This is a genomic window from Prevotella dentalis DSM 3688 (assembly GCF_000242335.1).
Taxonomy (GTDB): domain Bacteria; phylum Bacteroidota; class Bacteroidia; order Bacteroidales; family Bacteroidaceae; genus Prevotella; species Prevotella seregens.
Genome location: NC_019968.1, coordinates 550,003 through 572,360 on the forward strand (window position 1 = coordinate 550,003; position 22,358 = coordinate 572,360).

Below are 22,358 nucleotides of genomic sequence, written 5' to 3' on the forward strand. Positions count from 1 at the left end.
CATGAAGCGTCCTGTCCGTCATCGCCGCCACATCCTCGCACCCCTCTTCTTTCTCCTCCTCGCCGTCGTCGGCCCGGCAGCCCGCGCCCAGACCAGCGACTCGCTCATGGCCCGCCACCTGCGGGCGTGTGGCGTGAGCTTTTCCCACGACAACAGCGTCGCCCTGCTCGCCACCGGGCAGCAGAAATTCGACGATCTTTTTGCCGCCATCCGCCAGGCACGCTCGTCGGTGCACCTCGAATACTTCAACTTCCGCAACGACTCCATCGCCTCGATGCTCTTCGACCTGCTGGCCCGCAAGGCGGCCGAGGGGGTGGAAGTGCGCGCCCTCTTCGACGCTTTCGGCAACCGCAGCAACAACCGCCCGCTGCTCAAGCGCCACCTGCGCGACATCCGCCGCCGCGGCATCGAGATTTACGCGTTCGACCCCATACGCTTCCCCTGGGTCAATCATGCCTTTGCCCGCGACCACCGCAAGATAGTAGTCATCGACGGCAAGATAGCCTACACCGGCGGCATGAACGTGGCCGACTACTACATCAACGGCACGCCGCAGGTGGGCTCCTGGCACGACATGCACTGCCGAATCCAAGGCACTGAGGTGAACACCCTGCAGGCCATCTTCCTGCGCACGTGGAACCGGGTCACCGGGCAGCGCGTCCACGGCCCGCAATACTTCTGCGGGCTGGGCCTTGACGGCTATTTCCACGGACTCCGGCCCGACACTTGCGCCACGGCGGGCCGCAAAATGGTGGGCATCATCAACCGCGAGCCCCGCACGAGCAACCGCATCATCCGCGAGTTCTACACCAACGCCATCCGCTTTGCACGCGACAGCATCAAGATCATCAACCCCTACTTCACCCTCAACGGCCCCATCCGCCGGGCCCTGCGCGACGCTGCACGCCGCGGCGTCAAGGTAGAAATCATGCTGTCTGTCAGGAGCGACATCCCCCTCACGCCCGACTGCGGCTTCTACAACGCCCACCGGCTCATGCGGCAGGGCTGCACCGTTTGGCTCTACAAGCCGGGCTTCCACCACACCAAGGTCATCATGGTCGATGGCCGATTCTGCACTGTGGGCTCGGCCAACCTCAACGCACGCAGCCTCGCCTGGGACTATGAGGAGAACGCCGTCATCCTCGATCGCTGTACCACGCACGAGCTGGACCGCCTCTTCGACAGCGAGAAACACGACTCCTTCCGCCTCACCGAGGAGTCGTGGAGGCAGTGGCGCACGCGCGGGCAACGGTTCACGGGCTGGCTGGCCCACCTGCTGGCCCCGTTCCTCTGACCCCCGACGGCCCTCCGCCCCACCCCCGAGCGGTCTCCACGACGCGCCCAATGGGCCACGACGGGCCAGGACACGGAAAGTTTTTCAGAAAAAACGCCACAAACGTTTGGCCATTACAGAAAAAGGCACTACCTTTGCACACGCAAAAACGAAATGGGCGTCCTTAGCTCAGCTGGTAGAGCAACTGACTCTTAATCAGTGGGTCTAGGGTTCGAGTCCCTAAGGACGCACCATCGTTGGCTCCTGACCCAAGCCGTTTCGTTCGCGCACGCGTCCTTAGCTCAGCTGGTAGAGCAACTGACTCTTAATCAGTGGGTCTAGGGTTCGAGTCCCTAAGGACGCACAAAGGCCCGAGGCATCATTGCCTCGGGTCTTTTTTTTGACAGGGCCACATGTCGGGCATCGAGCTGCGCCAAATAGGTTAAGACAGAACAACAGATGGGACATCGGGCTGTGCAGAAAGGGTTTGGACAGAACAACAGATAGGACACATGGCTGCGCCGTATAGGCCCTCGCCCTGCGGCAACGGCAGGGAGGCTGCGCGACAAAGCCGCAAACGCCACGCGATAAAGCCGTAAACACGGGGCGACAAAGCCGCAAACGCCATGCGATTGCGGCGCAACGGCGGGGCGACAACGGCGGTTTGGCAAAAGGGCGAGCCGGCGGCGGCGCAAATTTAACACCCCGGAGGCCCTGCGTTCCATATTTTTTGCCTATATTTGCAACGCCTTATCCAAAGGCAAACCATACGCTACTTGAACTAAAGACACATGCCAAGCCTATACCTCCGTCTCCTCATGGCCCTGCTGGCCCTGAACGCAATGGCCGCGCGAGCCGGCGAATGGCCCGCCGTGCAGCTGCCCGTCATCGCCGCCACGCGCTCTTTCTGCATCACCGACTGCGGTGCCACCACGGCCGCAACCGACAATACCACGGCCATCCAGGCCGCCCTCGATGCCACCATCACGGGCACCCCCACCGCCATCTTCCGGCCCACGGCTGCCCGCCAGCCCCTGCCCCACCTTTATAATATAAGGGGCCAACGGCTCCCCGCCGCATCGGGCAAGCTCGGCCAGGCCCAGCTGCGGCGTGGTGTCTACATCAGCAACGGCAAGAAATACGTCAAGAACTAAACCCTTCACCATGCACACCAAACACATTCTGGGCTCGCTGCTGCTGACCGTGCTGCCCCTTGGCGCCGCGGCGCAGTACCGCTCGCAGGTGTGGTGCCCCGACAACGGCGACGGCACCTACACCAATCCCGTCATCAACGCCGACTACAGCGACCCTGACGTGGTGGCCGTGGGCGACGACTATTACCTCACGTCGAGCTCCTTCAGCTGCACGCCCGGACTGCCGGTGCTCCATTCCCGCGACCTGGTCAACTGGGAAATCATCGGCCATGCCCTCGACCGCGTGCTGCCCGACAGCATGTTCTCCGGCCGCCCCCAGCACGGCAACGGCGTGTGGGCGCCCAGCATCCGCCATCACAACGGCCGGTTCTACATCTACTGGGGCGACCCCGACAACGGCGTCTTCATGGTCAGGGCCACCCATCCGGCCGGTCCCTGGGAGCCGCCCGTGCTGGTCATCCCCGGCAAAGGCATCATCGACACTACGCCGCTCTGGGACGACGACGGCCGCTGCTACCTCGTCAACGCGTGGGCCAACAGCCGCAGCCGCTTCGCCTCGGTCATCACCGTGCGCGAGCTCAACGCCGAGGGCACCCGCGCCATCGGCCGGCCCGTCATCGTGTTCGACGGCAACGGCACCGAGAACCACACCTGCGAGGGCCCCAAATTCTACAAGCGCGACGGCTGGTATTGGATTATGTGTCCGGCCGGCGGCGTGCCCACGGGCTTCCAGCTGGCCATGCGCGCCCGCTCGCCTTTCGGCCCCTACGAGGTGCGCAAGGTGCTGGCCCAGGGCGACAGCCCCGTCAACGGGCCCCATCAAGGCGCGTGGGTGCACACGAAATACGGCGAAGACTGGTTCCTGCACTTCCAGGACAAGGGGCCCTACGGCCGCGTGGTGCACCTGCAGCCCGTGACCTGGCGCGACAACTGGCCCGTCATGGGCCGCGTGCCAGCCCGTGGCTATTGCGGCACACCCTGCCTCACACACCGCATGCCCAAGGCTGCCGCCCACACGATAACCAACCCGGCGGAGAGCGATGAGTTCAACGAGCCGCGCCTTTCGCCCCAATGGCAGTGGCAGGCCAACTACGACGCCACTTTCGGCATGCCCACCGCACTGGGCTTTTTCCGCCTCTACACCCACAAGAGCGACCTGCCGCTCTGGCACACGCCCAGCCTGCTGCTCCAGAAGACGCCGGCCGACCGCTTCACGGCCACGGCCCGGCTCAAGCTCGTGGGCAAGGCCGAGGGGCAGATGGGAGGCCTCGTCATGATGGGCCTCGACTACTCGGCACTCGTCGTCAGGCGCGTGGCCGACCGCTTCGAGCTGCGGCAAATCACCTGCCACAACGCCGACAAGGGCGAGCCGGAGACCGTCTGCACGCTTGCCACGCTCCCCCCGACCGGGCGGGACGAGACCGACTACCAGTTTGCCATCCACGAAGACATCTACATGCGCATGAACGTCTGCGACGGCCGTCTGCAGTTTGCCTACAGCCGCGACGGCCGCCGCTTCACCCCCGTGGGCGAGCCTTTCGCCATGCGCGAGGGCAAGTGGGTGGGGGCTCGCATGGGCTTTGTGGCTCAGGAGCCCGCCGGAAATGCCAACCGCGGGTGGGTCGACGCCGACTGGTTCCGCGTGACCCCGTTAGAAAATGCCGCGAACAAGAAAGACCGCAAGCAAGCCCCTTGAGCCGCTGCCGGCCTATCCGTTCCCTGCTGCAACAACAAGTCCCAATCCCACGATAAAGAGCACGAACATCGCCGTAAGCAGATAGTTGGCCACAGCCGGGGCGCCTTTATACTCTTTCCATATAAATACGCCCCAGATGGCAGCTATCATCGGGGCGCCTTGCCCAAGCGCATAAGAGATGGCGGGGCCCGCCTGCCCTGATGCGATGTAGCTAAAGGCTGAGCCCAAAGCCCAAATGGCGCCCCCAAGCATGCCGGTAAGGTGAGTGCCCGCACTGCCCTTGAAGTACTCACGATAGGAAACTGGCGAGCCCACAAACGGGTATTTCATGACAATTGTATTGAAGACGACGTTGCTAACCAGCACGCCCAGGGAGAAGATGAATATGGCCGAATAGGGAGTAAACATGCCTGCCTGAGGGCTCTTGAAGTTCTCCATGTCCATGCCTTTTACCACAAATCGGAAGAAGAGCGACATCAATACGCCGGCCAGAAGGGCCAAGACGATTCCTTTTTTATTGGCAGAAGCGGCTTCGCCCTTTGCCATGCTGGTCTTGCCTGAAGCCACTCCGTTGCAAATGATGGCAAGTACTATCAGGACGATGCCTCCAAAAAGCAGCAATGGATTGCCGGCCGGAACACCCAAATAATTGATGACAACGCCCAACACCAAAGCTATGCCCACGCCAAGCGGAAAGGCTGTTGCCATGCCCGCGAGGGACACCGAGGCAGACAAGAGTATGTTGGAGGCATTGAAGACAACGCCGCCTAAGACGATCCAACTGAAATTTTCAGCCTCTCCTTGGGCCAAATCGATCATGAACGACCGACCTTCCTCGCCCGTAGACCCCATAGTAAGACCTAAAAGCAGGGCAAAGAGCACCATTCCAAGCACATAGTCCCAATAGAAAAGTTCATAACGCCAGCTTTTGGAAGCCAGTTTCTGGGTGTTTCCCCAAGAGCCCCAGCAAATCATGGTGACAAAACAAAAGATGATTGCCAAAAAGTAATTGTCAACAATAAACATAGTTTTTGCTCATTTTTTAATTATACATAAATTCTTTGAACGATATACAGCAGCCATTCTTTCCACTGAACAGAAGCCTTTGCCATGGACGAACGGTATTCATGCTCCTTTTCATTGGAACGTAGCCAGATGTGGAGTTCACTCCATGAAGCATAGCTCCGGGCATCTGCCGGCTCATGGATCCATAGTTTCGGATAGCGTTCGCAGCCCTCCATGGCAGAAATGGCCGTCTTCTCAGAGACTGTTCCTCCCTGGTTGATAACGACAGCAGCAAACAGGTTCTCTTGTTTCAAGCCATCAAAGAACGCTCTTCCCTGACCGTTCATCAGGATGAGGCCGCGCATACGCTGGGATTTTCGGATGCACCTGACATGCTTTTCCGTAGACAGCACTGCCTCATTGGAAAAGCTGCCGTTCAGGAAAGCGACTACGATTTGTGGCAACAGCCCTTGACGCATCAGCTCATCAACAGTGTCGAGACATTGCCGTTGCTCCTCGCCGGTGGTTCCGCTGATATAGACAACAGGGTATTTGCGATAGAGTGTACTCGTGTCAGAAGGCAGCCAAACCGTAGCCTCTGGAATGTAAATCTGCTTTCTGGCCAAACAAGTTTCCATGAAAGAACGGGGGCTATCCAATCCCTCATACTTTTGTCCGCTGAAACGCGACGAGAGATAACTGAATGCAGAAGGCAAAGCAGCATTCCAGACTGCGAAATCATGCCCTCCATGGCGGACGTTCCAATAATGCTGGAAGCCTTTTTCCAAAAGTAATCTGTGAAGCATTTCGTTGCTCCTGCAGAGAGTTCTTTCCTTGTCTCCCACATCGATGAAAATACCTCTATCCTTCAACCTGCTGTTCTTCGAGTTCCGAACAAGATGCAGAGGTGAATGAGTTTTATAGTACGGGGTGATTCGAGCTTTGCCTTGAGCTCCTATCCCACCGAAGATTTTTCCCCACTGTTCATCCCATGCAGACTGTGGATTTTCCAACATATACTGTTCGTCCGTCCGGATGGATGGGGAGAAAGCAACGGCAGAACCGAGAACACCATCGTTGCGAAGGGCCAGCGACAACGCGCCGGCACCTCCCATGGAAAAGCCCATCACTGCCTGATGGGCGGCATCCGGCATGGTTCTGTAATGTTCGTCGATAAATGGTTTCAGTTCATGGATGAAGAATTCCTCATAAGGCTGACGCCCATCATAGCTGTCAACATAATAAGAAAGGTAGCCGTCAGGAATAACAATGATGAAAGGAAGAATCTGCTCCGCCTTTACCATATTGTCCATTACCGTGGCTACATGTCCATATTCCATCCAAGTGGAGCAATCGCCACCAATGCCATGCAACATGTAGACAACAGGATAACGATTGTTGTTTGCGCTGTATCCTGCTGGGAGAACAATAGAATATGCAACGTCCTTTCCCAGAATCTCACTTTGAAGACAGAGGGCCTCTTTCTCCATGGGCCGCTGTGCTGCTGAAGTGAATGGCATGCCGAATACGAATGCCATGAAAAACAAGAGGATTTTCTTATTCATTTACTTTCCAATTCACAGTATTACACATTCATTGTCATTCGGTCTTTTTCCAAGTATTCAAGTCCTTGCACTGAATCGCATAGTCTGGATGCGGATTGAGCCATGTCACGATCATAAAGTGTCTGCCGTCGGTGAGGTCATAATTCCAATAGATGTCATACTTGCGCTTGATGTAATCAAAAGGCATTTCAACTTCGGGCATTTCAATACCATCAATGGATATTCCAAGTCGTGCTATGTAATTGCTCGCATCTTTACCATCCCGACGAACCAAGCCTTGCAGCACAACCGCACATCCCGTGAAGGTGAAAGTGCGCTGTGTACCGAGATCAAACTTGAGAATTTGCCTCTCCAAGGGTTCAAGACCCTCAAAACTTTCCTCTTTTGCTACTTCCATTGGCTGCTGCACTTCAAAGATATAGTTTCCCTTTCTTACCTTTCCTCCATTGGCGATTACTACGTCTTTTAGAAGTTTCAAGTTAATGTCATAAACGGAGTTGAGGGAAATATGGGTATAAGGAAAGTCAATGTCGCCACAGCGGTCTATGGCTGCTTTCCATTTGTCAGGGATTTGGCTCCACCCCTTGATGACACCAAGGATGCCTGCCGCCGTAGCAGGGTTACAGTCGGAATCCTGACCGCAGCGAGTCGAAATGTCAATGGTCTTGTCAAAGTCCCCATCACCATAGAGGAGACCCATAACACAATATGCGCCATTAATAACAGCATCAATGTCAAAAGCATTATATACCCCCTCCGGACAGCCTATGTCAAAAGAATAATTGCGCTCGACTTCGAGCCAGCAACGCTTCCAGTCATCAGGATATTGCTGGTGATAGCGAACAACATCCTCTATGCAACGCCGATATTTACATTCGGAAGGAAGCGACTTTAGGGATGAGGAGACAATCTCTTCAATATCATCGCAGACAAAGGCATAGGTGTACATTGCCGACATAAACACTCCACCATAATATCCATCACCATAGTTCATGATGTGGCCGATACGATCAGCAAAGCGTGCTGCAGCATTAGGCATCCCTGGACAAATCATTCCGATAAAGTCAGATTCTATTTGAAAATCAATATCGTCTGCATGCGGATTATTTTTCCAATGGCCAGAAGCAGGTGGCATTATACCATGAAGAATGTTGTATCGGGCTGCCTGATTGGCGTGCCACAGCTTGTAGTTGGCATTTGCAAATGCTTTGGCATATGATTCTGCGGGTGCATCAATGCCTTCGTGCTGCATCACCTCAAGAAAAGTCAGGTCCATGTAGATGTCATCGTACAGTCCGGGATCTTGTTCAAAGATGTCCTTACAATAGTCATCATACCAGATGATGGGGGTTTTGTCATTAATAAAAGCTCCCTTGTATTTGAATTCGGTTGGGCCTCCATAAGTGCAGCCAATGGTCTGCCCGGCCCACCCTCCTTTGATTTTATCAAGAAGCGTTTGTTCTGTCAAAGTTATCATCTGTCCAAAGGGAATAGCCGCGGTCATGTTCGTAATGCACATGAGCAACATGCCCACCAGAATATTGTACTTGTTGCTTGTCTTCATTTTCTTGTCTTTTTCTTTCCGTTGTAATAAAACCTATCCGTGAGTTCGTTGGCAGAATAATAAACTATATCGTTGATACGAATGACATAGTCTTTTCTATGATTTCTCCACTTCATCACGACCTGATGATGACCTTCCTGAAGAAGATATTTCCAGGCTGGCTCTACCTTTCTCTCTGTATTTTTCATCGGCAGGAGGGATACTTGGTCGAGGTTCCCGTCTATCCATACTTCTATTTCTGCAACATAGTCATCATCAGGTTCCGCGAGTCCGAACACCTCAGAACCGATGTGACGGATGGAAACACGATTGATATAGTCTTCATTGATATGCTTAAGACTACAGATGTTGCCCCAGATGACGAACCCATTACCATCGAAGTCAAACTCATATTCATCGTGCATGAAGCAGTCCTTGCGATCGCGGCATACGGGATACATCCCCGTGAAATTCTGCTCCAAAGGTAACACCTTAGCTTTGGAAAGAGGTATCTCCACCATATTGTCCATGATTTTGCCTCCTTGCCGTTTAATCATTTGCAGGGCAAGCTCGTAGCTCTGTCTGTAGGATTTGGAGAGAGACAAGTCTGTCCCCTGGAAACACAGGCCTTCAATCTCTTTGAGCGGCGAGAGCCAGAATTCAGGGATATGGCTGTAACCCAACACAACCCCCAGTACTCCAGCAGCCGTAGAAGGATTACAATCGGAATCTTGACCCAATCGCGCGGCAATATCCAATGTACGAGTGTAATCTCCATTGCCATAGAGCATCGCCAAGACTACAAATGCAGAATTTAGTTTGGCGTCAATATTGAAATTAAGGAAAACCCCTTTGGGACAGCCTATATCATGATTCCAATGCTCCTGTAGATAGAACCAGCAGTCTTTCCAATTATCTGGGTGTGCTGCATGGTATTTGCGTACATCATTAATACACTGATAAAAAGTACTTTGCTTTGGAATCGGCTCCAGAGCATTGTCGATGATCTTGCCTATGTCATTGAGATAAAACGCGCTACAGTAAAGCCCGGCAACAAATGCGCCCCCATAAAAGCCATCGCCACTATTCATGATATGCCCCACACGGTCTGCAATGTCAAGAGCCATTGGCATGAGGCCTGGCGACATGAGCCCGATAAAATCCGCCTCTATTTGGAAATCCAAATCGTCCGCATGCGGATTATTCATCCAAAAACCGGATTCCGGAGGTTCCAAGCCATTCTTTATATTATAACGTCCCATCTGGTTTGCATGAGCCAGATGGTATTTTGCCGAAGCAAAACGCTGTGCAAGCTGTGTGGACGTACAGTCTATCCCGAGCTCTGCAAAGGCATCGGTGAAAGTGCAGTCATTATACACATCATCGAAGAGCCCTGGCTTTTTTCCCCACCAATATTTGATATACCCCTCTCCCCATGGAATAGGCTGATAGTCCTGGATATAGCTTCCCGTAAACTTAAACTCTGTCGGTGCGCCGAACACTACACCGATAGTCTGCCCTGCCCATCCTCCTTTGATCTTGTCCATTAGCTCGGAAGTGGTTAGAGCCTTTACATTCGCTGCCGTCATGGAAAGAGAGAAGATGAGAGAAAATACAGCGACGAATAGTTTCTCCATTGTTTTCATCTATATATAAATTATCTATTTATTTTGCCTCATGAACCTCAATCTCTGTGACCGAGATAAAGGATGAAACATTCTTGGTGTATTTTTCCCAATGGGTCTGTACCTTGTCATCGAAGACTATACGTATGCCTCGGGTCATGACCGGTTCAAATTCCAGAATGTAGGAAGCGTAATGAGGTTGGAAGAATACTATATCTGTATCAGGCAACTTGGGGGAAGAGCTGAGGCCCTTAACATTTCTCCAGTGTCCATCTTGATCCTGATACTGAACAAACAAATCGGAAAACCAGCCACCAAACTCTTCAAGACAACCTCCATTAAAAGTAAGCATTCCGATATTGTGAGGCTTATTCCAGCCATATCCGAAGTAATCCATCTTGGGATTGTTACTTTTCGCAGCAAGCGAATAAAATACAGAGTGCTCACCCCTTGTACGACCATCATTGATGGCCTTTATATCAAGGGCATAGATTGGATATCCAAAAGTTGTCCAACAGGAGTCGAGAACATTCATATTGACTTTGCGTACTGTAGTGTAGATTGTATCTGCCATAGGTGCAATATTAGGAGACTTCACAAGAATATCAAAGTTTTTCTCCAATGTATGATTACCATCCGACAAAGATAATTTTACAGGATAATGGCCGGGTACTTCGGGAATACCCAACAATTGCCCCCCATTGAAAATAATGCCATTGGGTAGCTTTCCGCTAACAAGTTTCCAGTGATATGCCTGGTTACTGCAACAGGCGAAGCTGTATTTAGACTCCTGGCCTTGCTCAAGCACAGGTTTGGGTCCAGTACAGAATTCCAAAGGAATGACAAACTTGGCATTGGCATTGATTTTGAGTTTGTTGCCTTTCAATTTTCCCCCCATAGCTATGGAAAGCTTGATGGCCTGACGATAGGTTCTGCTGATAATATCGTCTATCGAAGCATCGGGCATATCGTAGCGTGTGACATTTATATATCTGTCGTTGAAAGGTTTGGACCATCCCTTGATCGGTTTTGTGAGATTAGCAGGAATGGATGATGCTCCGTACATTACTCCCATAAGACCACTGATGGTGGCAGCCTGGTTGTCACAGTCAAATCCCATGGCACAGCAAAGATCGAGCGTGCGCTGGAAATCACCGTTCCCATAGAGCATGGCAAGAATGGCACAACAACCATTTAAATTAGCGTTCCAAATGGTCTTGGTCATAGGATCCTCGTTGATGTAGAATTCCTCCGCCATCTTAGCACGTGCCGTCTGCCATGAGTTAGGATATTGCTTATGGAGAGCTATCATCTTGCGAACACCACGCGCAAAGCGTCCATTGACAGGCAGATACTTCAAACCCTCGTCAATGAGTTTACGTATGTCGTTGCAGAAGAAAGCTTTGGCAAACATGGCACCATACATTATCGTAGGTTCTATTGCCCACGAATCACTGGTTATACGAGCTGCCCAGTCACTTTTGGCCGCGGCATAATCTACCATGCCTGGTGCAGTGTACCCCCATATCTCGTTGATGAGCTGCGGATCTATCTGGTACCAGTGGGGATTGTATTCTTGCATACCCGTAAAGGGCGGTGTGTATCCATAGTGCATCAGACCCAGAGCTGCCCTGTTGGCAAGCCATACTCTGTCACGAATATGATGCATCCACAATTGGCGCATTTGTTCGTAGGTGGGTTCGATACCGTATTTTTCCATCCCCATCAAATAGAGATATTCCACGTCAGTATCGTCATCCGAGAAAGCCCCATCATATTTCGCAAGTTTATCCATATTCTTGGTGTAACCAAAGGGGAAGCGCGCCTCGTTGCCAGGCTCGTCTATAAACTTGTTTTCAAAAGGGAGCCCATAAATATTTCCGACCATCTGTCCTATCCAGGCTCCGGCAATCTTATCCTTGAGCTGGGATAAAGAAATCTGTTGCCCATGTCCCGTGGCATGGAACAGAATCACAGGTATAAGAAGTGAAAGAAATCTTTTATGTTTCATAGTCGTAGTATTTTCTATTTATCATATCCGTCGTTCTGTACTAAATTCGGGTTAGCATTCAATACATCTGTTGGAATAGGGAACAGAAGTCGGAAAGTTTCAGCCGACTGATCAGGATGTGCCCAATATTTCTTCAGATAGGTGCCAAAGCGTATCATATCCTCATGACGCCATCCTTCCCATGCCAGTTCTCGTCCACGTTCATTGTAGAGTTCCGATAAAGTAATATCTTTTTCTGTATAGATATTGAGTCCTGCTCGTGTACGGATTTTCGATAATTCCTGCAATACAACAGGACTTTTGCCCTGACGCAATAAAGCTTCTTCATACATGAGGATAACATCAGCATAACGGAAGATGGCAAAGTCATTATTCTGCGAAGCATTACCACCTGTAAGGGTACCATCGGTCTGATAAGGCCATTTCACGCAGCGTGCCCCCTCGTCATCAGAACGGCCACCATTCTTATTATAATATTTGTCCTCATCAAAATAAGGCTTATAGGTAAATGGATAACCCTCGCCGCCAACAAGCCAACACATATCGCGACGCTTGTCTTTCTCATCGTAAGTCTGATAAAAATCTGGCTCGCAGATAAAGCCATCCCAAGCATCGGAAATTTTGAAATATGATGCTGACTTTCCGTCAAGCGTGAGTACATAAATGATTAAACCTGTATCCCAACTACTGGTATAAATATTGTCATAGGGGATTACAAATATATTTTCCTTTGATGCAGCATTGTCAATAGCAAAGTTAGCTACATAATCATCCTCAATTGCATAGTGACCGGAATTTATAATGGCTTTACATTGTTCCTCTGCCTTGTCGTAGGCTTTATGCCTTTCGCCAAACCACGTAGCTGCATTCAGATAGAGTTTGGCTAACAAACAGCGAGCAGCACCCTGTGTAATACGCCCATAGTTAGACGAAGCAGGCGAGGCATCCAAGAAATCCATGTTGTCATTGATCTCTGTGATGAGGAAATCATATATTTCCCTGCGACTCTTTTGCTTAGGATAATCAGTATCTGTATAATCGATAGTGAAAGGCACATTGCCCCAATTAGAAATAGCTTCATAATAGAAAAACGCGCGTAGTACTTTCATTTCGGCAATAAGTTTATCCTTTCCTGACACCTCAACAGAAGTCTGCTCGGTCTCAAAAATAATCTCATTACATGCCGCTATGCCATTGAACAAGAAATCCCATCCTTTCTTCACTAATTTATTGGCAGGAGGAATCATATTAGTCTGTAGTTCTTCATACCGTCCATTAGAATACCAGCTACCACCATGGGCCGGTACTGCACATTCGTCAGAAGTTTGCAACAATAGGGTCCACAGACTCTGCTCTTGGTTGTATGCCTGCAACTTTGTGTAGGCCCTTCCTGCATTGGCCACCAGTTCCTCCTCGGTTTTGAAGAAGTTGTTCATGTCAATGTTAGAATATACATGCTCGTCAAGATTATCGCAACTAGACATGGCAAGAGCCATTATGCCAGATGTAAATAATATATATAGCTTTTTCATTTCTATAATTCTTTAAAATTCAACTTTAACTCCAAAGGTAAATTGCGTTGTGCGAGGATAATAGTTTAAGTATTCAATGCCTGGCTCCAGACCGGAAAGGGCAACTTCTGGATCTACGCCCTTATATTTGGTAATACAGAATACATTCTGTGCTGTTAGAGCAAGGCGTAGGCTATGTATAAATTTAGATTTGAAATCAAGGTTATAACCCAACGATACATAGTCGAGTTTTAAGAATGATGCACTTTCTATATACTTTGATGAATACTTATAGGTAGTACTTGTAAATTCCTTGCAATCAAGCCATTTCTCAGAAATATTACGAAGTCCGAGACTACTTAGGTTGGCATATTCCATGGCATAGTTGTTGAGAATATCGCCGCCAATGGAAGCCCGCAGGGAGAAACCAAGATCAAATTTCTTGTAGCGGAAATTATTGCTCCATCCCATCTGGAAGTCAGGATAGGCGTTTCCTATTTTCTCCCACTGTTCCTCTGGAACTGACCCATCACTTCCTTGTCCCTTGAGGATGTCGTTGCCGTTAGCGTCAATTCCCGTCCATACAGGACCATAGAATGTTCCCAGCGATTCTCTTTCTATTAAGCGTTGGGTATAACATGCACCACTGGTTGACCAACCAACCTTATATGTTCCGTTTTCAAATTCTTTATTAGTGAATTTCTTCAGTTTATTGCTATTATGTGAAAGAGTATAGGTCATGTTCCATTCGAAGTCCTTGACTCGGACTGGTATTACGCTGAGAGTTATCTCAATACCATTGTTACTGATTTCACCCACATTGGTAAATATCGTATCATAAACATAAGGAGGTGTTGGAACGGTATAAGAATACAACAAATTAGTAGTCAGCCTGTGATAAAAGTCTATCGTACCAGAGATACGGCCATCAAAGAAACCAAAGTCAAGACCTACATTGAATTCGTTTTTTCTTTCCCATTGCAGGTCAGGATTGGCATTGCTAGCCGGCTGATAGGTATGTATCCAGCGTCCATTGTAATAACAATAGCCTGCTACGGACATCAACATTAATGATTTATAATTAGAAAAATCTTGGTTTCCTGTAACACCATAACCTATGCGTAATTTGAGGTCGTTCATCCATTTGGCATCTTTCATAAAAGATTCTTTATTGATACGCCATCCTGCACTGACAGCAGGGAACCATCCCCATTTATTGTTGTTTCCAAAACGTGAAGAACCGTCACGACGCATCGAGAAAGACAGAAGATAACGGTCATCATAGTTGTACATGATTCGGCCAAAATAAGCAATATAAGTGTTGTCTTCTTTATACGAATTCATAGAGGCTTTACCTTGTGACAAATAGGCACCTGCACCAATATTGTTCCAAAGATAGTCATCCACATCAAAGTATGAGTTCTCCATTCCAGAAGTACTGTTCTTCTGATATTGATATTCATAGCCTAACAGTGCTTGTACTGTATGTTTGCCAAACTCTTGGAAGTAGTTTAGTGTTGACTGGAACTGGGTGTCGTCATACTGGACGTTTGAGATTTTGGCTAATCCATTGGTGCCTATGTAGCTTGGATAATAGTGCGAATAATACGTATTTTCAGTTGATTTCTCACGGTCATACGAAAGGAAATTATCCCATTTCAGCCCAGGAACACATTTGATGTTAAGGGAGGCACGTAGATTACCACCATAGTTATCGTCTTCGTTCTCCATCGAACATTCATTGATCATTGCCACAGGATTGTAATATTGCATGGCAACAGTACGGCTATATCCACCAGCTTCCGTATTGGATGCGTCATAGACAGGTGTCGTCGGATTATGCGTAAAAGCCTGTTGAAAAGCAGAAGTACTGGAAGGATAATATCTGCGGTGAGCAATACGGATGTTATAATCCATATCTAACCAGCTATCGAGAAGCGACTGACGGATATTGCTTGAAATGATCATCTTCTCATTATAATTCTTTCTCTGCAAACCTTGTTGATATTGATAGTTAATATTAGTATGATGAGAGAACTTTTCTGTACCGCCCGAAAGAGCTACAGAGTGACTATGTCCTATCGGTGTACGAGTAATTTCCTTGAACCAGTCTGTATTGTCTTTGCCAATATATTCTGTAAGTTCTGGGCGATAATTTTTGATTACTTCCCTATAATCCGTTGCTGATAAAGGTTTAGCCCTGCGATTTACTACTCCCAAGGAGAATTGCGCTTCGTAGCTCACTTGGGTGGTGCCGGCATGAGCTCGTTTGGTTGTCACAATGATTACGCCGTTTGTACCGCGTGTGCCGTATATGGCAGCAGCAGAGCCATCCTTCAGAATATCAATCGATTCAACTTCTTCATAATTGATATTGCGTATGTCTGCGCCTGCAACACCGTCAATGATAACCAGCGGCCCTTGTCCAGCCGATAGAGTATTGGTACCACGCAACAGTATTTCATATTTAGCATTGGGATCTCCACCATTGGCATTCACTACAGAAAGTCCAGCAACCTTTCCTTGTAGCAGTCCCATAGCATTGGTAAAAATTCCTTTATTCAAGGATTTGGCCTTTAAACTGGCAACAGATCCCGTAACCTCTTTTTTGGTAGTAAATCCATAGCCAATCACTACAATCTCATTCAGATTCTGATTGTCTTCCTGCAATGTAATAGTATAGTTATTCCTACCAGAAACTTCCTGAGTGTGGAAACCTATATAAGATATGACAAGTGTCTCTGTTGGATCAGCCATAAGAGAGAACTTGCCGTTTAGATCAGTAGTAGTACCCCTTTGAGTACCTTTGACAATAATGGATACGCCTATGGTAGGATCACCATTGGCATCAGTTACAGTTCCCGTTATTTCCTGGCAGAAGGCATGGACCGAAATCATAGAGAACAGCATAAAAGTAAGAATGTGTCTGTACATAATAGTATTGTTTATGAGTTATTTTATCTCGTACCTATAGGGTATTGATGATTGCGCACCCATGCGTGTCACTGATATAGCTGAAGCATGGCAGGCAAAACGTGTACCCTCTTCCAATGACATGTTTTCCGAGAGAGCTACAGCCAAAGCTCCGCAGAACGTATCTCCTGCCGCAGTGGTATCTACTGCTTCCACCTTGTCTGATGGAACTACCGTAATTTCATGGTTTGCTATCATGGCGCCACGTGAACCAAGAGTGACAATAACTTTCTTACAGCCTGCTTCTTGAATCTTTTTTGCTGCCCTCTCGGCTTCTTCCAAGCTTTGCACCTCAATACCGGAAATAATCGAAGCCTCGGTCTCATTGGGAACAATGAGGTCGATATTGGATAGAAAGCCCGCGGGGAATCCCTGGCTCGGCGCAGGCGCAGGATTAAGTATCACTTTTTTTCCATGGGCATGCGCAATCTCTGCAGCCTTTACTACGGATTCCATTGGTATTTCCAACTGAAGGACTAAAATGTCAGAAGCTTTAATAACTTCTGTGAGACTTTCAATATCTTTAGAAGTAAGTGCATCGTTAGTACTCTCTGCTACAACAATGCAGTTTTCCCCTTTGCTGTCCACATTAATCAAAGCTACCCCAGAATTTCCCTCTGGATCCTCAAGAATATGAGACACATCAATACCCTCTTCCTTAAATAATTCGCGGGCTTTCTTGCCAAAAGTGTCCCTACCAACTTTGCACACAAACGTTACGTTACCACCCAGCCGGGAGGCTGCAACAGCTTGGTTGGCCCCCTTTCCTCCAGGATTCATCATGAATTTTCCTCCAAGCAATGTTTCGCCCGGTTTAGGCAATCGATCAGATTTAATCACCATATCGGTGTTACTGCTTCCTATCACAAGTATTCTTCTCATTATTATAGATTTTAGATATTTAGTTATTATAAATCTGATATTGAACAGATAGCACAAACGTTTGTGCAAATATATGAAAATATCAATTAGTTGCTCGTTTTTTAACCTACATTAACTCTGTGTTTCAGAAGAAGTCATGCGTTGTCTATGAATTATAAATTAGAATTAGTAAATTTGTACTCTATACTTTTAACAAGATGAAAGAAACTCTTGAATCTCTTTCCAAACGGCTTGATTTGTCTAAAACTACTATCTCCAGGGCACTGTCAGGCAAGGGTGAACAATACCGCATCAACCCGGATACGGTTACCAAAATTATTGAAGAAGCACAAAAATGTGGCTACAGGCCCAATTTCGCTGCACAAATGTTGCGCAAAAAGGCATCTTATACCATCGCTTTAGTCATACCTAACATTGTAAATCCTTTTTTTGCAAACATTGCAGGTGTAATCATCGAAGAGGCAAAAGAAAAAGGGTATTTCATCAATGTTATGAATACCTTTGAAAACGAAGACATAGAGATGGAGTCCATCGAGAATGCCTACTCGCACAATATGGACGGAATCATCCTTGTTCCAACTGGCAGCAACGGCAAACGGCTGAAGGCGGCATACCAACCATCAGTCCCACTGATTCTTATTGATCGATATTTTGCCGACACCACTTTACCTTATGTTTCCACGAACAACTATGAAGGCGGCTATCGAGCAACCCGATTACTGCTTGAAGCTGGGCACAGAAACATCTTGTGCCTGGCAGGAGAAAGCAATTCCATCACCACGAAAGAGCGTGTACGTGGCTATCAAGATGCCATGAAAGAATTTGGGAATGAGGGAAACATCAATGTCAAAGGAAAAGATTTCTCGCTGATGAATGGATATATTGAAACACAAATATGTCTGGCGTCAGATTACCAACCAACGGCCATTTTTTCCACCAGCAACACCATTCTTCTGGGAGCCATGAAAGCGCTGAAAGAAAATAAAAGACATATACCAGAACAAGTCTCAATGGTTTCTTTCGATGACAACATCTTCTTAGACTACCTTGAGCCTGCCATAACGCGTGTAATCCAACCTATACAAGAAATAGGAATCATCGCATTTGACATGATACAGGATGAAATAGAAAAGAAAGTAAAAGCCAACAGGCAGATTCTACTGAGTCCTGAACTTATCATACGCAACTCTGTGAGAATACTTTAGCTTGGCTTCGATATGAAAGTTGTCAGATTTTGCCCGAATTTCACTGACTGCCCACATTCCTCTCGACAATCAATTATTTGAGACGTTTCCGTGTTTTTTCTCATAAAAATCGTATGAATCTAAAATAAAATTCGTATGTTTGCACGCAGATAAAAACCCTACGAAACTGCTACGACCATGATATATATTGACCTGAAAACAACCGCGACCCACCGGCTCAGCTTCTATCTCGCCATGGAGGAATACGTAGCCCGCAGCGTCTATGCGGGCGAGGACTGCTTTTTCATGTGGCAAGTGGAGCCCACTGTCATCTTCGGACGCAACCAAGTGGCTGAGAACGAGGTGGATCTGGCCTACTGCCGCACCGAGGGCATCGACGTGTTCAGGCGCAAGAGCGGTGGCGGATGCGTGTATGCCGACATGAGCAACGTGATGCTCTCCTACATCACGCGCGAGGACGACCTCACCGAGGCCTTCGACCATTACCTTGCTCTGCTCACCGCGGCCCTGCAGCGCATCGGCATTCCTGCCGTGCGCAACGACCATAATGACGTGATGCTGGGCGGCCATAAAATATCAGGCAACGCCATTTGGCACCTCCCCGGCCGCACCATTGCCCACGGCACGTTGCTCTACGACACGCGCATGGAGCACATGACACGCGCCATCACGCCCGGCAAACAGAAGCTCGACAAGAACGGTGTGCAGAGCGTGGCCCAGCGCATCACCCTGCTCAAGGACTACACTACGCTCTCGCTCGAAGACATCAAACGGAGCCTGCGCAACACCATCTGCGACAAAACCCACTGCCTCACCGAGGCCGACGAGGACGGCATCCGCCTCATCGAACGCGAATACCTCGACCCGCAGTTCATCTACGGCAAGTAGACGCACCGGCACGAAGCAACAATCCAAACCTGTCCCTATATGAACAAACGAACCTGTCTCTACGAGCGCCACCAGGCCATGGGTGCGCTCATCCAGCCCTTTGGCGGATTCGACATGCCCATACAGTATTCATCCATCATCGACGAGCACCAGGCCGTGCGCCGGCACTGCGGCGTGTTCGACGTGTCGCACATGGGCGAGGTGGTGGTGCGCGGCCGCGACGCCGAGCGATACGTGAACCACATCTTCACCAACGACGTGTCGGGCGCCCCCCTCTACCAGATTTTCTACGGCATGATGCTCTATCCCGGCGGCGGCACCGTGGATGATTTGCTGGTCTACAAGATGGGCAACGAGGAGTTTTTTATCGTTATCAATGCAGCCAATATCGACAAAGACGTGGAGTGGATGCGCCGCCATGCCGAGGGGTTTGACGTGGTGCTCGACCACGCTTCCGACCGCTACGGCCAGCTGGCCGTGCAGGGACCTGAGGCCGAAGAGGTGATGGAGCAGGTGCTTGCACTGCCCTGCCGCGAGCTCTCGTTCTACACGGCGAAGACCCTTGAGGCCGCGGGCGAGACCGTTATCGTGAGCCGAACAGGCTACACGGGCGAGGACGGGTTCGAGATCTATGGCTCCCACGCTTTCATTGTGGCCCAGTGGGATCGGCTCATGGACAGCCACCGATGCACGCCCTGCGGCCTGGGCTGCCGCGACACGCTGCGCTTCGAGGTGGGGTTGCCGCTCTACGGCGACGAGCTCTCGCCCGACATCTCGCCCGTCATGGCGGGTCTCGGCATGTTCTGCAAGCTCGACAAGCCTGAGTTTATCGGCCGCGAAGCCCTCGTGCGGCAGAAAGCCGAGGGCGTGGCCCGCCGTCTGCGCGGCATCGAGATCGACGACCGCGCTGTGCCGCGCCACGGCTACAAGGTGATGGCCGACGGCCAGGAGGTGGGCGAGGTGACCACCGGCTACCGCCTTATCTCCGTGGACAAGAGCTGTGCCGTGGCCTTAGTGGACAGCCGTCTGCAGCTCGGCGACCGCGTGGAGGTGCAAATCCGCAAGAAGCTCTTCCCCGGCACCATCGTCAAAAAGAAGTTCTACGAGAAGCATTACAAGAAGTAACAGCCCACCCCCACCTACCCCATAACAGCCCATCACCCTTATAACAGCCTATCCCCACCTATCACCTCCTGTCAGGTATAGGTGTAGGGGCCGGCCTACGGGCCGCCCCGCACGCTTGAAACAAGCGTTCGCCATCCCCCGACAACAACCCTATTTTAAACCTAAAAATACATCATCATGACTTATTACAGCGAATCACACGAATACGTGCGCGTGGAAGGAGAGTTTGGATACATCGGAATCACCGACTATGCACAGAAAGCTTTGGGCAACATTGTCTACGTAGACATGCCCGAAGTGGACGACGAGGTGACGGCCGGAGAGGACTTCGGCGCCGTGGAGAGCGTGAAGGCCGCCAGTGACCTCACCTCGCCCGTGAGCGGAACAGTGGTCGAAGTGAACGACGCGCTGGCCGACCGCCCCGCCCTCATCAACGAGGACGCCGCCGCCAACTGGCTCATCAAGGTGAAGCTCGCCGACCTTTCGGAGCTCGACGCCCTGATGAACGAGGAGGATTATCTGGCCACCGTGCAGTAACCCCAACCGCCAAACGCCTATGTTCAAGTATTTTCCACACACCGATGCCGACATCCAGCGCATGTTGGCAGTGGTGGGCGTGGGCTCGATGGACGAGCTCTACGCCGACGTGCCACGGGAGGTGAGGCTGCAAGGCGCCTACGACCTGCCCGCCGCCATGAGCGAGACGGAGGTGCGCCGCTTCTTCGACGGCCTGTGTGCAGCCAACAGCGTGAAGACCTGCTTTGCTGGAGCCGGCGTCTACGACCATTATATCCCGGCTGTAATACCCCAGATTGTGAGCCGCTCGGAGTATCTCACGAGCTACACGCCCTACCAAGCCGAGATCTCGCAAGGCACATTACACTACATCTTTGAGTACCAGACGATGATGGCACGGCTCACCGGAATGGACGTGTCCAACGCCTCGATGTACGACGGCGCCACGGCCACGGCCGAGGCTGCGATGATGGCTTGCGGCATCGCCCGCAAGTCAAGGCGCGTGCTCGTGGCCGAGACGATAGACCCGAAAGTGATGCAAGTGGTGCAGACCTATGCCCGCTTCCATGGCATCCGGCTCGACATCATTCCCCAGCACAACGGCGCCGCCGACCTTTCCACCCTGCCCTCGCTGCTGGCCCAGGAGCCCACGGCGGGCGTTATCGTGCAGCAACCCAACCGTTACGGCATCATCGAGGACTTCGACGATGCGGCCGACGCCTGCCATGCGGCCAAGGCCCTGTTCATCGTCAACAGCGTGGCGGCCGACCTGGCCCTGCTCAAGACCCCCGGAGAATGGGGAGCCGACATCGCCGTGGGCGAGGCCCAGAGCCTCGGACTGCCCATGGCCTGGGGCGGTCCTTACCTGGGTTATCTCTGCACCACGGAGAAACACATGCGCAAGATGCCGGGGCGCATCGTGGGGCAGACCGTCGATCAGGACGGCCGGCGCGCCTACGTGCTCACCCTGCAGGCCCGCGAACAGCACATCCGACGGCAGAAAGCCATGTCCAACATCTGCTCCAACGAGAGCCTCATGGCCCTCTGGGCCACCATCTACATGGCCCTCATGGGCAAGCAGGGACTGCGCGAGGCGGCCCAGGCAGGCTGCGACGGCGCCCACTACCTGCACCGTGCGCTGCTGTCCACGGGCCGCTTCAGCGAGGCTTTCCCCGGCCGCGAGTTTTTCAACGAGTTCTGCCTGCGCTACGACGGCGACCTCGAGGCCCTGCAACAGCGGTGGCTCGACGCCGGTTTCTTCGGCGGCGTGCGCGTGGCCGACGACGTGGTGATGCTGGCCGTCACCGAGCAACGCACCCGCCAAGAGGCCGACACGCTCGTGGGCCTCGTGCCCGAGGCCGCACCGGCACCACATATATAAATAAG

General features: G+C 50.7%; 16 protein-coding genes and 2 tRNA genes. 10 read left to right on the forward strand and 8 right to left on the reverse strand.

Annotated elements, in window-relative coordinates; translation table 11 throughout:
• Position 1 precedes the first annotated feature (1 nt).
• From PREDE_RS09475 to PREDE_RS09495, 5 genes are all read left to right on the forward strand, one after another.
• Positions 2 to 1,294, forward strand: coding sequence for a phospholipase D-like domain-containing protein (locus PREDE_RS09475; RefSeq protein ID WP_015310424.1), 1,293 nt, complete (start codon positions 2 to 4; stop codon positions 1,292 to 1,294).
• Between the two features lie 157 nt (positions 1,295 to 1,451).
• Positions 1,452 to 1,527, forward strand: a tRNA-Lys gene (locus PREDE_RS09480).
• A 37-nt stretch (positions 1,528 to 1,564) separates the two neighbouring features.
• Positions 1,565 to 1,637, forward strand: a tRNA-Lys gene (locus tag PREDE_RS09485).
• A 427-nt stretch (positions 1,638 to 2,064) separates the two neighbouring features.
• Positions 2,065 to 2,427 carry a hypothetical protein gene (locus tag PREDE_RS09490; RefSeq protein ID WP_005846857.1) on the forward strand — a complete coding sequence of 121 codons (363 nt, stop codon included), beginning with the start codon at positions 2,065 to 2,067 and terminating at the stop codon, positions 2,425 to 2,427.
• Positions 2,428 to 2,437: 10 nt separating this feature from the next.
• Positions 2,438 to 4,123, forward strand: coding sequence for a glycoside hydrolase family 43 protein (locus PREDE_RS09495; RefSeq protein WP_005846859.1), 1,686 nt, complete (start codon positions 2,438 to 2,440; stop codon positions 4,121 to 4,123).
• Between the two features lie 12 nt (positions 4,124 to 4,135).
• Here PREDE_RS09495 and PREDE_RS09500 read toward each other — a convergent pair whose 3' ends face one another.
• From PREDE_RS09500 to rbsK, 8 genes are read right to left on the reverse strand one after another with little or no spacing between them, the layout of a single operon-like run.
• The gene (locus PREDE_RS09500) at positions 4,136 to 5,149 is read right to left on the reverse strand and encodes a multidrug DMT transporter permease (protein WP_005846860.1); all 1,014 of its coding nucleotides are present in this window, start codon (positions 5,147 to 5,149) and stop codon (positions 4,136 to 4,138) included.
• Between the two features lie 20 nt (positions 5,150 to 5,169).
• Positions 5,170 to 6,693 carry an alpha/beta hydrolase gene (locus PREDE_RS09505; protein WP_005846862.1) on the reverse strand — a complete coding sequence of 508 codons (1,524 nt, stop codon included), beginning with the start codon at positions 6,691 to 6,693 and terminating at the stop codon, positions 5,170 to 5,172.
• 34 nt (positions 6,694 to 6,727) lie between these two features.
• Positions 6,728 to 8,257 (reverse strand): ADP-ribosylglycohydrolase family protein, encoded by a 1,530-nt coding sequence (locus tag PREDE_RS09510; RefSeq protein ID WP_005846863.1) that lies wholly within the window; start codon positions 8,255 to 8,257, stop codon positions 6,728 to 6,730.
• Positions 8,254 to 9,873 (reverse strand): ADP-ribosylglycohydrolase family protein, encoded by a 1,620-nt coding sequence (locus PREDE_RS09515; protein ID WP_015310426.1) that lies wholly within the window; start codon positions 9,871 to 9,873, stop codon positions 8,254 to 8,256. Before PREDE_RS09515 ends, PREDE_RS09510 begins: the two co-directional genes overlap by 4 nt.
• Before the next feature lie 28 nt (positions 9,874 to 9,901).
• Positions 9,902 to 11,872 (reverse strand): ADP-ribosylglycohydrolase family protein, encoded by a 1,971-nt coding sequence (locus tag PREDE_RS09520; RefSeq protein WP_005846866.1) that lies wholly within the window; start codon positions 11,870 to 11,872, stop codon positions 9,902 to 9,904.
• A 14-nt stretch (positions 11,873 to 11,886) separates the two neighbouring features.
• Entirely contained in the window at positions 11,887 to 13,404 is a 1,518-nt protein-coding gene (locus tag PREDE_RS09525; RefSeq protein WP_005846868.1) for a RagB/SusD family nutrient uptake outer membrane protein, read from the reverse strand.
• A 12-nt stretch (positions 13,405 to 13,416) separates the two neighbouring features.
• Positions 13,417 to 16,317, reverse strand: a complete 2,901-nt coding sequence (locus tag PREDE_RS09530) for a SusC/RagA family TonB-linked outer membrane protein (RefSeq protein ID WP_005846870.1) — start codon at positions 16,315 to 16,317, stop codon at positions 13,417 to 13,419.
• Between the two features lie 18 nt (positions 16,318 to 16,335).
• Positions 16,336 to 17,238, reverse strand: coding sequence for a ribokinase (gene rbsK, locus PREDE_RS09535; protein WP_015310427.1), 903 nt, complete (start codon positions 17,236 to 17,238; stop codon positions 16,336 to 16,338).
• A 197-nt stretch (positions 17,239 to 17,435) separates the two neighbouring features.
• Here rbsK and PREDE_RS09540 point away from each other — a divergent pair, with 197 nt between their 5' ends.
• The 5 genes from PREDE_RS09540 to gcvPA all read left to right on the forward strand — a co-directional run bounded on the left by PREDE_RS09540 (position 17,436) and on the right by gcvPA (position 22,353).
• Positions 17,436 to 18,443 (forward strand): LacI family DNA-binding transcriptional regulator, encoded by a 1,008-nt coding sequence (locus PREDE_RS09540; protein ID WP_005846874.1) that lies wholly within the window; start codon positions 17,436 to 17,438, stop codon positions 18,441 to 18,443.
• A 177-nt stretch (positions 18,444 to 18,620) separates the two neighbouring features.
• Complete coding sequence (locus tag PREDE_RS09545; protein WP_005846876.1) at positions 18,621 to 19,331, forward strand: lipoate--protein ligase family protein; 711 nt, start codon at positions 18,621 to 18,623, stop codon at positions 19,329 to 19,331.
• A 39-nt stretch (positions 19,332 to 19,370) separates the two neighbouring features.
• Complete coding sequence (gene gcvT, locus PREDE_RS09550; protein WP_005846878.1) at positions 19,371 to 20,456, forward strand: glycine cleavage system aminomethyltransferase GcvT; 1,086 nt, start codon at positions 19,371 to 19,373, stop codon at positions 20,454 to 20,456.
• A gap of 177 nt (positions 20,457 to 20,633) precedes the next feature.
• Positions 20,634 to 20,993 carry a glycine cleavage system protein GcvH gene (gcvH, locus tag PREDE_RS09555; protein ID WP_005846880.1) on the forward strand — a complete coding sequence of 120 codons (360 nt, stop codon included), beginning with the start codon at positions 20,634 to 20,636 and terminating at the stop codon, positions 20,991 to 20,993.
• 19 nt (positions 20,994 to 21,012) lie between these two features.
• Positions 21,013 to 22,353, forward strand: a complete 1,341-nt coding sequence (gene gcvPA / locus PREDE_RS09560; RefSeq protein WP_005846882.1) for an aminomethyl-transferring glycine dehydrogenase subunit GcvPA — start codon at positions 21,013 to 21,015, stop codon at positions 22,351 to 22,353.
• Positions 22,354 to 22,358 lie beyond the last annotated feature (5 nt).